At 37.6% G+C, this 12785-nt stretch carries 12 protein-coding genes; 11 read left to right on the top strand and 1 reads right to left on the bottom strand.

Annotated elements, in window-relative coordinates:
- Positions 1-171: 171 nt before the first annotated feature.
- The 3 genes from EEX84_RS07255 to EEX84_RS07245 all read left to right on the top strand — a co-directional run bounded on the left by EEX84_RS07255 (position 172) and on the right by EEX84_RS07245 (position 2635).
- Entirely contained in the window at positions 172-1917 is a 1746-nt protein-coding gene (locus EEX84_RS07255; protein ID WP_123164951.1) for an S-layer homology domain-containing protein, read from the top strand.
- 12 nt (positions 1918-1929) lie between these two features.
- Positions 1930-2175, top strand: coding sequence for a DUF3006 family protein (locus EEX84_RS07250; protein WP_123164950.1), 246 nt, complete (start codon positions 1930-1932; stop codon positions 2173-2175).
- Between the two features lie 202 nt (positions 2176-2377).
- Positions 2378-2635, top strand: a complete 258-nt coding sequence (locus EEX84_RS07245) for a hypothetical protein (protein ID WP_123164949.1) — start codon at positions 2378-2380, stop codon at positions 2633-2635.
- 258 nt (positions 2636-2893) lie between these two features.
- On the opposite strand, the gene EEX84_RS07240 is transcribed toward EEX84_RS07245, so the two are convergent.
- Positions 2894-3886 (bottom strand): restriction endonuclease PLD domain-containing protein, encoded by a 993-nt coding sequence (locus tag EEX84_RS07240; RefSeq protein ID WP_123164948.1) that lies wholly within the window; start codon positions 3884-3886, stop codon positions 2894-2896.
- A 579-nt stretch (positions 3887-4465) separates the two neighbouring features.
- Between EEX84_RS07240 and EEX84_RS16730 the strand changes: the two genes are divergently transcribed.
- The 8 genes from EEX84_RS16730 (at position 4466) to EEX84_RS07205 (ending at position 12778) form a co-directional block, all read left to right on the top strand.
- On the top strand, positions 4466-4600 hold the full coding sequence (locus EEX84_RS16730; RefSeq protein ID WP_275669729.1) for a hypothetical protein: 135 nt from the start codon (positions 4466-4468) through the stop codon (positions 4598-4600).
- 217 nt (positions 4601-4817) lie between these two features.
- On the top strand, positions 4818-5249 hold the full coding sequence (locus tag EEX84_RS07235; RefSeq protein WP_123164947.1) for a DUF4357 domain-containing protein: 432 nt from the start codon (positions 4818-4820) through the stop codon (positions 5247-5249).
- A gap of 633 nt (positions 5250-5882) precedes the next feature.
- A complete protein-coding gene (locus EEX84_RS07230) occupies positions 5883-7886 on the top strand; it encodes a TRAP transporter permease (protein ID WP_123164946.1) in 2004 nt (667 codons plus the stop codon).
- Positions 7887-7923: 37 nt separating this feature from the next.
- Positions 7924-8949, top strand: coding sequence for a TAXI family TRAP transporter solute-binding subunit (locus tag EEX84_RS07225; protein ID WP_158599080.1), 1026 nt, complete (start codon positions 7924-7926; stop codon positions 8947-8949).
- Positions 8950-8990: 41 nt separating this feature from the next.
- Entirely contained in the window at positions 8991-9764 is a 774-nt protein-coding gene (locus tag EEX84_RS07220; RefSeq protein ID WP_123164944.1) for an IclR family transcriptional regulator, read from the top strand.
- Positions 9765-9800: 36 nt separating this feature from the next.
- On the top strand, positions 9801-10550 hold the full coding sequence (locus EEX84_RS07215; protein ID WP_123164943.1) for an acetate--CoA ligase family protein: 750 nt from the start codon (positions 9801-9803) through the stop codon (positions 10548-10550).
- Positions 10543-11979 (top strand): acetate--CoA ligase family protein, encoded by a 1437-nt coding sequence (locus EEX84_RS07210; protein WP_123164942.1) that lies wholly within the window; start codon positions 10543-10545, stop codon positions 11977-11979. The genes EEX84_RS07215 and EEX84_RS07210 overlap by 8 nt, the downstream gene beginning before the upstream one ends.
- Positions 11972-12778, top strand: coding sequence for an enoyl-CoA hydratase/isomerase family protein (locus EEX84_RS07205; RefSeq protein ID WP_123164941.1), 807 nt, complete (start codon positions 11972-11974; stop codon positions 12776-12778). Before EEX84_RS07210 ends, EEX84_RS07205 begins: the two co-directional genes overlap by 8 nt.
- The last annotated feature ends 7 nt before the right edge of the window (positions 12779-12785 follow it).

Below are 12785 nucleotides of genomic sequence, written 5' to 3'. Positions count from 1 at the left end.
AACATGTAACCGTCAGCTCAATGTCGGTTTATTTTTCCCATTAAGACGCAACCTTTGATTGCTAAATTAAAGAAAAAAGAAAAAACGATATAGATTAAAGAGTATATGACGCAAGTTAAGTGGAATTTTCTGTATATTTGAGGTACAATTTCAAAAAAGGAGGAGGTAGTATTGAAGAAGATTTCTATTATTTTGGTTTTTATTCTTGTGCTTAGCGGGTTTTCCGCTACTACAACTTTAGGAACAAATAACTTTTCAGATTTAAGTGATTCTAATCGTTTTTACGATGAAATCCAATACCTTGCTGAAGATGGTATCATTACCGGCTTTCCGGATAATTCATTCAGACCGAAAGGAAATGTCACAAGAGGCCAAGCTGCCATCATGCTGGGAAGAGCATTAGGGTATGACGGTACGCCACGGGATTCTGATTTCCCCGACGTCGATTCTTCCCAAGTCTCCAGTGGATATATTGAAGAAGCAGCTGAAAATGGAATTATCAATGGATATCCAGACGGCACATATCGACCAGGTGCGACTGTTACACGAGCAGAAATGTCGATCATTCTGCAACGAGCGTTCTATCCAGAAGCCAAAGAAAATCATTTTGTCTTATTTCCTGATGTAAGCGAGAACATGCAATCTTATGAAGCAATCGGAATTATTGGTTCGTATGGTGTTGTCCAAGGGTACACAGACGGCACATTCCGGCCATATGTGAATTTAAACCGTGAGCAGTTTTCGGCATTCCTGGCGCGAGCCATTAACCCGGCTGAATTTGTTACGGGTGTTGATTATGAAAGATTACAAGTCTCCTTCCTTGATGTAGGACAAGGAGATGCGATCTACATCGAGTATCCAAACGGCGAGAATGTTTTAGTGGATGCTGCTCGATATGCTTCCACCATCGAAACTGCGTTAGAGGTCATCGGCGTTGAACAAATCGATACCTTTATCGCGACTCACCCGGATGCCGATCACATCGGGGGCGCAGCGCATGTCATCGGAAATTACGGCGTCACACACGTCATTGACAGCGGCCAAACCCACACCACACAAACATATATCGATTACTTAGAAACGATTGATGCAAGTGGAGCAACTTTCGAGGTTACTGAAATCGGAGATGAGTTATCCGAAGATCCCGAGGTTTCGGTAGAAGTGCTTTTCGTGGACTCAGATGCAGCTGATCTGAACGACGGCTCCATTGTCTTAAAGGTCACGCACGGAGTCAATGAGTACCTGTTAACTGGTGATGCGGGTTACGAAGTGGAAGAGCAATTGATGGCAGAAGGAGCTGACATCAACGCAGATGTCTTGAAAGTATCTCATCATGGATCTGATACCGCAACTTCTGCTGAGTTTCTGGCGGAAGTAGATCCAATATTCTCCATCTTGTCTGTCGGAAACAATGCTTACGGCCATCCTGATAGTGATGTATTGGAAAGAATCCTGACTTCAGGTTCTGCCTACATCAGCACAGAGGAAGGAAGTATACATTTCTTCGATGACGGAGAACAGTATGAAATTTATCAAAATGACCAAGTAGCCGAACCGGCACCTGAGCCAACTCCAGATCCAAATCCAGTGGATCCAGGCGATGGCCAGATTTCAGATGCTTTGACCATTACAGGTAAAAACCTGCAGACGGAAGTTGTAACAGTTAAAAACAATGGAACAACGAATGTGGACATGACAAACTGGACACTTCTTAGCACAGTGGGGAATCAAACGTATACTTTCCCTGATGGTTTCGTGTTACAGGCAGGTGCTTCTGTAAACATCACGGCTGGAGCAAATGCTGTTCACAACCCGCCAAGCAGTTTAGAATGGTCGGGAGCCTACATTTGGAACAACGATGGAGACGCTGCCGAACTGTATGGTCCAAACGGAAGTCTTGTTCATCGACTTCCTTAATGGAGGGATTACATGAGAGAAGGAAAATATACCATCGACTCAATTGAGAACGGGATTGCCAAACTTCTTTTTCAAAAGGATGAAACCATCGAAGAATACTTACGAGAAGAAGAGTTTGCACATCAAATTTACCAAGGATTGGTTGTACACGTCAGTCAAGATGATAACGGAATCATTTCGAAACCCTTTTATGAAGAGACGCAAGAGCGTCAAGAATATGCACGGAATTTGATGGAGAAATTAAAGCGGAAGAAATGAAGATTCTGCAAGTTGAGTAAGCGGAAAAGAAATGAGCCCGGATTCGATATAGAATCCGGGCTCATTTCTGTTAAACTATTTTTCTAATCAATAAAAATAAATACTATTTACTAATATTCCCATAGTTTAGAAGAATAAATATATAATAGTTATTATGACATGTTACTTTAAATAAATTTTAGATATTCAAGGGGGAAACAATTTGTTAGCAGATGTTGTCGTAGGAAATAATATTGATACACCTAGTTGGATTGCGGAGTTACAAGTAATTGGTGCGGAGAATATTATAGTCATAGACTTCGAATATTCTGGAGAACCCGAGTTTAGAAAAAAGGTTTTGTACATCTCTGCAACAGACGCTAAAAAATATCTTAGAAAATTTGAGTCTGTTTGTTTTTATAAAACTATGTGTGCGTATCCAGGAATGGGAGGAAAAATGTCAACTTTGTACAAAAAATAACTAAAGCAAAAGGAGCTAACTATCTTCCCAATAAAAATTTCGAAAAACTAAAATCGCGTCTAAGGGGTCCAGCGAAGGCGTGTCCATGCGGTAGTCGTAACAAGGAGACAAGTGGGCTTCCTGGCTTCTTACGTTAGCCATCTCCAAAAGTGGCCGTAGTGACCGGGCTACTTTACGCAAAATAAAAAAGACTGTAGGCACCCTCAATAATTATCGAGTTTGTCTACAGTAAGCGAGGCGTTTTAACGCCTTTTTCGTTTATTCTTCATTTTCCGTGTTCTCGACACCATAGTCCATAAAGTAGGTTTCATTATCAATTTTATAGACACGGACTGATGTTCTTCCATAGCCAATGACATCTTGAACATCGACTCTAGCACCAAGAGGAACGCCAATTCGTTCTCTAAAATACCGTCCCATGATGCTATTGCTTTCGGAGGTATGTATTGCTTTTCTATTTGCTTGAGCCATCACACAAATCAATTGTTGCCCATCATCCGTTAACATTGCAAAATCTTGTTCTAATAGTGGGAAAAAATTAGGGTTTTCTCTATTAAATGGTGTTGGAACAGGTATGTATGCTTGATTGGGTTCTCTTCCGTCTCTTTGGCCCCAGTTCAACCCGCTTTTTTCATGAATGGCTGTATCATTATTAAGAAGAAGAGGAAGGTCCACATACTCTAAATTTTCAAGATTAATAGATGTTTCCGTTTCCTGTGTTTGTTGATTGGTTTGACGAACACCCTGCAATGTTCGATTTCGTCTTTGAATTTGAACAGTATAGAAATTAATATATTCATCAATACGTGGGTCGTTACAAGAAATTGGATTTGGTGCTGCAAATACCTCTGGTACATTAGGATGGTTGGCTTCTACCAGTAATTCGTTTTGGTCACGAAACCCCCCCCAAGAAAAGTTCGCAGAACCAACAAATGTAACCGAATTATTCAATAGATCATCATCGTACCAATGATAAAATTTTGCGTGTATGGCAGGATGAGTCGTATGGTAACTGATTTGAATTCGAGGGTTTTCATTCATGGTTTGAATATATCGTTCATGATCCCATCGTTTAATCCCATCTTTTTTACTCATCCCAATAATGAGTTCTAATTCAATATCAGGATATGTATTTAAGATGTGATACAAAAAGGCGGATGAGGCATAACCTGATAAAATACGGAGTTTTCGGTATCCTCTGTTGTAAGGAACACCAAAAGCCACATTCTCCAAGCTGGTTGTATAATACATAGTTCCCCTCCAATTCTATATTTTCACATTATTGAATTAATGATACTAAAAAATTATTAATTTGTCTGTGGTTATGGGAAATTAACAGAGTCGGAATTTGCGAACTTTTATCATTTGAACAAGAAGTTTATGTGGAATTAAAAAGTTTGAATTAGAGTCACAAGAGGAGGTAAGACGGTATGGAAATCTAATGAAGAAATTAAATTATTATAAGTAAGAGATTCGAAAATACAAGCAACAAATATTATAAGTGAACAAAGATGAGTTAACGATAAAACAATTCATCACATTATTGAATATACTCATACCAATTAGAAAAAAATGAACAGATTTTAAGCCAAACGCGAAATCAGTGAAATACCTTTTATAAAATTTCCATCCATCATTACTGAAAATAACGAACTCACTCTTATGGCTATTGGTTTATTCGATAAATTGAGTAAAGAAGATAACTAGGAGTAAGTTTATATCATCAAAGGGAAGTGAGAGATGGATGGAACCAATTACTCCCGAAGAAATCGCTCCTTATTTTCATGAGTATATAATGGAAAAGAGCTACAGGAAGAATAAAAATTTATAATGATGCAAAGACTAAAAAACTTCATAACTTATGAAAAAGAAGAAATAGCTAAGCGTATCGCTGAGATACCGATGACAAAATGGAGCGGAAGCGCGAAAGAAGGTTTGATGGCACTTGAAGAAGACCACCTTTAGTTTCGGCTGAGCTCTTCTTGGAGAGGAAAATGAAATTTTGCATCACTGGACAAAAGAGATTGCTAACTACCGGCAGCATGCTTATTTCGAAAGAAAAGCAGAACGACAGAAAATAAATTGAGTAATTAGTATCTCTCAAAGCTTTCCCCCCTATTTATAAAGTACAAGGATGCCAAACTATCCGGCAACCCTTTACTTACAGAGGAGGATGAAAATCATGAACAATGACTATCACGTAAAAAAAGTGTTCCACCCGGCACACGGTGAATTCTACCAATTCTTTAAAATCGATCAAGCGACCGGACAGGAAACGGCCGTCAGTCCTTTTGATGCAGGAATGTTCCAACCCATCGACAAGCCGCCGCAGCCCGAAATCCTGTCGATCGTTTCGAAGCGCGGAGCTGACGCCAGCGGTTATTACACCGGAGACAAGTTCACCGTCATCAAAGGTTCCAAATTTGCTGCCTCTACTTCTCCGAGATGTCCGGAGCGCTATATTCAGCTGCGGGAGGACCTGGTGCTCGAAGGCCTGCTTGTGCCGATTCACAACCAGCTCCTGTTGATGGAAGACGTTGAGTTCGTAAGCCCGACGAATGCCATGGGCGCGGTGATCGGCGGCTGGGTGAGAGGGCCGCATGGGTGGAGATAACGTCATATATTCTCTTAACAAAAATTTACTGAACAAATTGAAGCAGGAGTTGTATTTCGTCTAATAATTCTCTGAATAGGGCGTTAACTATCCAAGGAAAAGTAAATAAATTAGAATGCAATAAATTATAAATTTTAGATATCAAATCTTCTTTACTAATTTCTAAATAATGCTCGGCTAAGAAAGTGAATAAATAGGAGAATAGCTACGGCCGTAAGTGTAGTATTATTCATTCTATAATTTCTATAGCTCTATAACCGAAGCGAAATATTTTTAAGAACTTTGAGAAATTTATGGAAAGATAACTTTGATCTAAACCATTGCGATAAGCAATGGTTTTTTCTATTTTAAATAGATTCCGTCATCTTTTTGAAACAATCCAATAACACACTGTTAATTGCTCATCTCATTGAATATATTTAATTGAGATTAAGGATGGTGATCCACTTATTTTTTATAATTATTAAAATATTTTAAATATTCGTTGAATTATAATTTATTTGATGTTACGATAACAGAAATATATCGAAAGAGACTAGTCATTATCGCAATGCGATATAATTTATAGTAAGGCTTAATTGAAAGCGTTTACATTCTGTGAGGAGGAATATTCTTTTAAAAGGAGGCAATCCATTGAAGAAAAAAGAAGTGGTTGAAAAAGAAGTGGTTGAAAAAGAAGCACAACAGGATTTTGAGAAGTTTAACGAAGAAGCTCCCGATCCTAAGCATCGCCAATTGTCATCTTGGCTTGAAAAAATTGTGATGTTTTTATGCTTTTCATATGCTTTTTTCCATATCGTTACAGCTTTAGCTCCTTTGCCAAATTTGATGCAAAGAAGTATACACGTTGGCTTTGGGTTAATGCTTGCATTCCTTTTGTATAAAACGCACCTCAGAAATAATAAAGGAAATACGATTAAAATTATTGACTGGGCTGCTATTGTGATTGCCTTGGCATCAACTGTATATATCTTGGTTAATTACCTTGAAATTATGAGAAACCCATCCAGTTCCACTACTTTAGGAATAATACTTGGTTTTTTGTTGATATTAGTTATTCTAGAGGGAGCCCGGCGTGTCATGGGGACAGCATTTCCTGTCATAGCAATAATTATGATGGTTTATGCATTTTTGGGTCCTTATCAACCTTCGTTTCTTGCTCATAGAGGAGTAGATTTTACTCAAATGTTTCAACAGCTTTATCTCTCATCTCTTGGTTACTATGGACAGATCACAGGAATTACTGCAAATGTCATTAGTATATTCATTGTATTTGGTGCAGTTTTAATTGTAACCGGTGGAGGAAAGACCTTCATGAACATCGCATTGTTAATAGCAGGTAAGAGAACTGGAGGACCGGCTAAAGTTGCAGTTGTTTCTAGTTCCCTTTTCGGATTAATTAGTGGAAGTGCTGCTGCCAATGTTGCAGTGACAGGCAATTTTAATATTCCAATGATGAAAAAAATAGGGTACAAAACTAGTTTCGCTGGGGCAGTAGAGGCCACGGCTTCTAATGGGGGACAATTGGTCCCTCCAATTATGGGAGCAGCAGCTTTCGTTATGGCTGAAATGATAAATACTCCTTATTCAGAAATCATCAAAGCAGCGGTTATACCAGCTATATTGTTTTATCTTGGAGTATTGATGAGTGTTCATTTCTATAGTAAAAGGCACGGAATTCGAGGCTTAAAAGAGGATGACGGTATTCTTAAAGCTAAAGATGTATTGAGATTTAGTAAGCTAGTTCACCTTTTTGGGCCGATAATAGCTTTTCTCTACTTCATTGTGAATGGTTACACACCTCAGAATGCTGGGTTTTGGGCCATTGCTATCGCAATAACTCTTTTCCTTTTGGTTGATAACCAACCATTACTCTCCAAGTTCCAAAAAATTTATAAAGGACTAGTAAATGGCGGTATCGGAATAATTATGATAGCAATTTTAAGTGCTACTGCTCAAATTATAGTTTCTGTATTAGGCCAAACAGGATTGGGGGTGAGGTTTTCATCCATTATATCTAGTATTAATGAAATTCATCTTGTTTTAGGGTTGGTTGTCACCATGATAGTATGCATTATCCTCGGAATGGGAATTCCGACTGTAGCAGCATATGTAGTAGCTGCTGCGGTGCTTGCACCACCGTTAATATCGGTGGGGATAGAACCGCTTACGGCACATTTGTTTATCTTTTATTTCGCTTTATTATCTGGCATCACACCTCCTGTGTGTACATCAGTATATGTAGCCGCAGCAATAGCTAAAGGAAACTGGTTGAGAACAGCGGGGTGGGCGGTGTTGTTAGGGCTAAGTGGTTTTATCATTCCATACATGTTTATTTATGGAGAAGAATTACTACTTCAAGGAAGTTGGCCATCCATATTAGTAGCAGTAATCACAGCATCTATTGGAATTACAGCATTGTCTGCCTCCACAATGGGATATTTTGTCCGAGTTAATAAGATTTTCGATAATGTCTTATTGTTAGTAGGATCATTATTACTTATTATTCCTCATCAAGTTTCTGATGTGACAGGTTTAATCCTAATAACCGTTGTTCTGGTTATCCAAGTAGTTTTAAACAAAAAGGAAGCACTGGCTAAGGAAATGTCTAATAGCTTTGATAATGCTTCAAATTAAAAAGTACCCAATTAAAATAAGAGGAGAGTGTAAATTTATGAAAAGAACTGGCTTATTTTTTATCACACTTTTGATGGGATTAGTTTTATTAGTTGGATGTAATCAAGAGTCTAGTGACTCTGAAGTTGAAGCTGGTGGTGAAACTTTGGAAAATGTCTATTTAAATCTCGGGGCAACAAGTCAATCATCTGGTCTTTATGCGTATATGGTTGCTATTGCAAATGGTGTTGAAGAAGAAACAGATGGAAAAATTGACATGACTGTTGTTGAAACTGGGGCTTCCGTTGATAATCTTAAGCGCTTACAGCAAGAAAGCATTGATTTGGGTTTAGGAACAGAGTCAGTTAATGTAGCTGCAATGGAAGGCAAAGGAGAATGGGAAGAAGCTCCGATACCTGATGTTCGGAATTTGTTTACATTCTTGCCAATCTCTCAACCATATACAGTTACTGAAGAATCTGAAGTGAATTCAATATCTGATCTTGATAGCAAGACTTTCTTTCCAGGTTTTACAGGAAGCGCTACTGAGGCTACAACACAAGAAATTCTTGATGCATTGGGGGTTAAACCGGATTACTTTTTAGGAGGACTCGAAGATGGGGTTAATGCATTGAAAGATAGAAGAGCAGTCGGAATGGTAAAGACAGGACTAGGCGTAGATCCAGACCCCACAGTTATTGAGATTAATGCAACGTTACCTATGAAGATAATTGGTTTTACTGAAGAAGAAAAAGATATAATCCAATCTGAAGTCGGATTGCCTTTCACTACTATTCCAGCCGGTAGTTATCCAAACCAAGAAGAAGATGTAGAAACCCCAGTGTTAGTAATGGATATTTTCGCAAGTACTCGAATGTCTGAAGAAGTAGCATACAACATTGTTAAAGCTGCTGTTGAGACTAAAGAAGCGCAGGAAAATGCATATAGTGGCGTAAAGGGAATTGATTATATTGAAGCAACGCTTGAGTTTGCTACCACTCCTCTACATGTTGGAGCAATTAAGTATTTTGAGGAAATTGGAGCGGAAGTACCGGAACATTTAATTCCACCGGAAAACAAATAGAGTTAAACAAGTAATATGGCTATTAAGAAGGAGATAAAAGTATGAAGGCACAAGAGATGGAACAAAAATATGCAATAGCTTCTATTCAAAAATCGATCTTGATTTTAAAGTCTTTTTCACCTGACAGGCTGTCTCAATCTATGACGGATTTACACAAGTATACTGGCATATCCATCCCTAGCTTACAGAGAATTTTATCTACCTTACTACATGGCGGTCTTTTGCAAAAAGATGAGAAAACCAAGCAATATCGATTAGGAATGGAATTATATTTTTTAGGAAGCCTAGTTGAAAAAGATTCAAGTTTGTTAAATACGGCACTTCCCTACATGGAAGAAATAAGAGACAAAACAGGAGAATCTGTAAGTTTAAATATTAATTGGAACAGTAAGCGAAAATGTATTGGATATTGTGAGAGTAAACATGAGTTGACCACCCTCACTTATATAGGACATGAATCTCCATTATATGCAGGAGCGTCTGCAAAAGTGCTCCTAGCATATATGGAAAGAGAAGAAATACAATCATATTTTGAGAAATCTGCTTTTTTATCTTATACCAATAAAACTATAGTCGATCGCGATAAATTATTGAAAGAATTACAACTGATTAAAGAGAAAGGGTTTGCTATAAGTTATGGGGAGCGCGTAAAAGGTGCCTTTTCAGTAAGCGTTCCAATTTTTAATCCTCTAAATCAAATTATTGCGGGTATGTCTATTGCTATTCCAATTGTAAGGCTCGAAGAATTTAATCAAGACGATTTAATAATTCTACTAAAGCAAAAAGCCAAAGAAATCTCACAGTCTTTTGTGTGAAGTGAAAATGAAAATATATTCAGGAGGAAAACACTAATGAACAAAGAAAAAATTCAAGAAATTTTTCGTGTTGTTCGAGCTAATAATTCTAATGTAATTCCCGAAGTTTTTTCTAAACAAATATTTGAATATGCCGGTGTAAATATTCCTAAACAAGAAATTTCAAGTACAGAAGATGAAGCTGTTTATTTAGCCAAAAAGATTGGTTTTCCTGTAGTTTTAAAAATTCATTCTTTCCAGATTGTGCATAAAAGCGATGCTAAAGGGGTGTTAGTCGGATTAAAATCTTCCGACGAAGTACGAGAAGGATTTAGAGAAATAATTCAAAATGCTGCGATTTATAATAAGACGAGCGATAAATTTCAGGTAACTGTTCAAGAAATGGCCGAACCAGCTACTGAAATTATTATAGGAATGAAAAGAGATGAGATTTTTGGCCCTGTTATTCTTTTTGGACTTGGAGGAGTTTGGGTTGAAGTACTGAAAGATGTTTCATTACGTGTCTTGCCTCTTACTGAGCGTGATGTCGAATTAATGTTTACTGAAATTAAAGGAACATCTCTCTTAGAAAAATTTCGAGGTAACGAAGCACGTGATTTAGCTTCCTTGAAAAATTTGATTTTTCAATTACAGAATTTAGTGCTCGAGTTCCCTGAAATTAACGAAATAGATTTAAATCCAGTTTTCCTTTATGAAAAAGGGCATGGAAATATAGTTGTCGATGCGAGAATTGTTCTTAACACAGTGAGCAGCTTATATATAGAAGAGGTGATATCTATTGAGTGAAAATAGAATGGAAGCTATACACAAACTACTCTATCCTAAATCGATTGCAATAGTAGGGGCTTCGAATAATACTGAAAAAACGGGTGGAAGGTTGATGTCTTATTTGTTAAAGCATCACTATCCATATAACGTTTATCCTGTTAATCCGAAAGAAAAAGAAATACAGGGATATAATTGCTATCAGACGATCCACGACCTTCCATTAGGAGTCGATGTGGCGCTAGTAGTTCTGCCGGTTCAAACGATTTTTACTGTTATGGAAGAATGTGCTGCAAAAGGAATTAAAGTACTTGTTATTTTCACATCTGGTTTTGCAGAGGTAGGAAAAGAAGGAGAATCCTTACAAATAGAACTTGTTAGAAAAGCCCGTGAATTGGGGTTATACATTTGTGGACCGAATGCAATTGGAGTTGTTAATACAACCCATAATTTTTTCGGAAGTTTCAGCATGGCGATGGAAACACCAACAATTCCTCAAGAAGGGAAAATTTCGTTTATCACTCAAAGCGGAGCTATCGGTGGTGGGTTAACTAGTAGGGTTTGGTCAGAAGGTATTGGAGTTCATACTTTTATTAGTTCAGGCAATGAAGCGGATTTAGATACCTCTGATTATATTAGTTTTTTGGCTGAAGATCAAAATACCGAAGTTATATGTGTTTACCTAGAAGGTATCCGAAACGGAAAGAAATTCATAGACTCCTTAAAAAAAGCTTATGAGAAAAAAAAACCAGTCATCATTTACAAAAATGGCAGGACTGCACTTGGTAAGAAATCAGTTCAATCTCATACAGGTAGTTTAGCTGGAGACTTTGAAATATATGAAGCAGTTTTCAAACAATTTGGAGTTATTTCTGTTCAACAATTAGAAGAAATGTTCGAAGTTGCTAAAGCGCTAGTAACGATAAAAAATGTAGAAGGAAAAAATGTTGGAGTCATTTCTACTTCTGGAGGAGCATGTACAATAATTGCTGATTCTTGTATTCAGCAAGGTTTAAACGTTCTACCCTTTTCCGAACAAACTCAAGCAATACTAAATGATCGTTTACCTTCCTATGGCGTTGTTCAAAATCCGTTCGATACTACAGCTAACGTTATTAATGATCCAAAGTTGTTTCATCTTTCTATGGAGACTCTAATTAAAGATCCGGAAATTGATTCTATTGTTCTCATGCTTACAACTGTTGGAGAACCAATTGCTTCTATCATTGCTGAAGACATTATCGACCTTTCCAAACAATCAGATAAACCAATTATTATTACTTGGTTAATATCCGAATCTTTGGCTGCAAACGCATTTTCATTACTTCGTCAGAATAGAATTCCAATATTTTCTACTCCGGAACGCGGTATCACGGTACTCAAGTATATTTCGGATTATTATCTAAATAGAAATTTGTTAGTGAAAAGAAAGGGTGCGAGTAATGAGTGATTTGAATTTTCAAGTAAATGAAGAAGGCATAGCTACTATTAAGCTTAATCGCCCAGAAAGGTTGAATGCCTTTAGTCTGGAAATGATTAAAGATTGGATTAAAGCATTGGAAGAAGTCCGAGATTCTGAAAACATTCGAGTGTTGGTTTTAACTGGTGAAGGAAGAGCTTTTTGTGCAGGTGGGGATATTAAATCGATGCTTAAAGGAGATGGCTTTCTTTACCAAAAAGAAGAAGAAAAAGAAGATTTCATGAGTAGTGGAATAGACCGTAAGAACGTTCTTTGGAAGTATGTTCAAAGAATTCCACTTTTAATGAGTGAAATTGACAAGCCTACTATAGCAGCTATTAATGGCCCTGCAACCGGAGCGGGGTTAGATATGGCGCTCATGTGTGACTTAAGATTTGCCTCTTCAACTTCAAAAATGGGAGAAACCTACATTAACTTAGGGATTGTCCCTGGAGATGGCGGGGCATATTTTCTTCCCAGAATTATAGGAATAGATAAAGCACTAGAATTGCTGTGGACGGGGAGGATATTAACTGCCCAAGAAGCTAAAGAGTGCGGTATGATCACTTACTTAACCGAGCCAGATGAATTACTTGAAAAAGTTTATAGTTTTGCCTCTCAAATTGCAAATCAACCGCCGGTAGCAATCCAACTTACAAAACGAGCTATATATCAAGGGTTAAATAGTGACTTGCGTACATCTTTAGACATGATGTCTTCTGCTATGGGGTTAGTCACTGAACTGCCAGATTATAATGAACGTTTAGAAGCTATGGCGAAAAAGGTTTAGAAGGAGG

Source organism: Planococcus salinus, from assembly GCF_003719725.1.
In the GTDB taxonomy this organism is placed as follows: domain Bacteria; phylum Bacillota; class Bacilli; order Bacillales_A; family Planococcaceae; genus Planococcus; species Planococcus salinus.
This window is presented reverse-complemented; position numbering and strand designations above follow the sequence as displayed.

Bases quoted from the DNA above. Each gene is read 5' to 3' on its own strand.
- EEX84_RS07250 (WP_123164950.1), top strand. From the start codon at position 1,930: ATGAGAGAAGGAAAATATACCATCGACTCAATTGAGAACGGGATTGCC.
- EEX84_RS07240 (WP_123164948.1), bottom strand. From the start codon at position 3,886: ATGTATTATACAACCAGCTTGGAGAATGTGGCTTTTGGTGTTCCTTAC.
- EEX84_RS16730 (WP_275669729.1), top strand. From the start codon at position 4,466: ATGATGCAAAGACTAAAAAACTTCATAACTTATGAAAAAGAAGAAATA.
- EEX84_RS07235 (WP_123164947.1), top strand. From the start codon at position 4,818: ATGAACAATGACTATCACGTAAAAAAAGTGTTCCACCCGGCACACGGT.
- EEX84_RS07225 (WP_158599080.1), top strand. From the start codon at position 7,924: ATGAAAAGAACTGGCTTATTTTTTATCACACTTTTGATGGGATTAGTT.
- EEX84_RS07220 (WP_123164944.1), top strand. From the start codon at position 8,991: ATGAAGGCACAAGAGATGGAACAAAAATATGCAATAGCTTCTATTCAA.
- EEX84_RS07215 (WP_123164943.1), top strand. From the start codon at position 9,801: ATGAACAAAGAAAAAATTCAAGAAATTTTTCGTGTTGTTCGAGCTAAT.
- EEX84_RS07205 (WP_123164941.1), top strand. From the start codon at position 11,972: ATGAGTGATTTGAATTTTCAAGTAAATGAAGAAGGCATAGCTACTATT.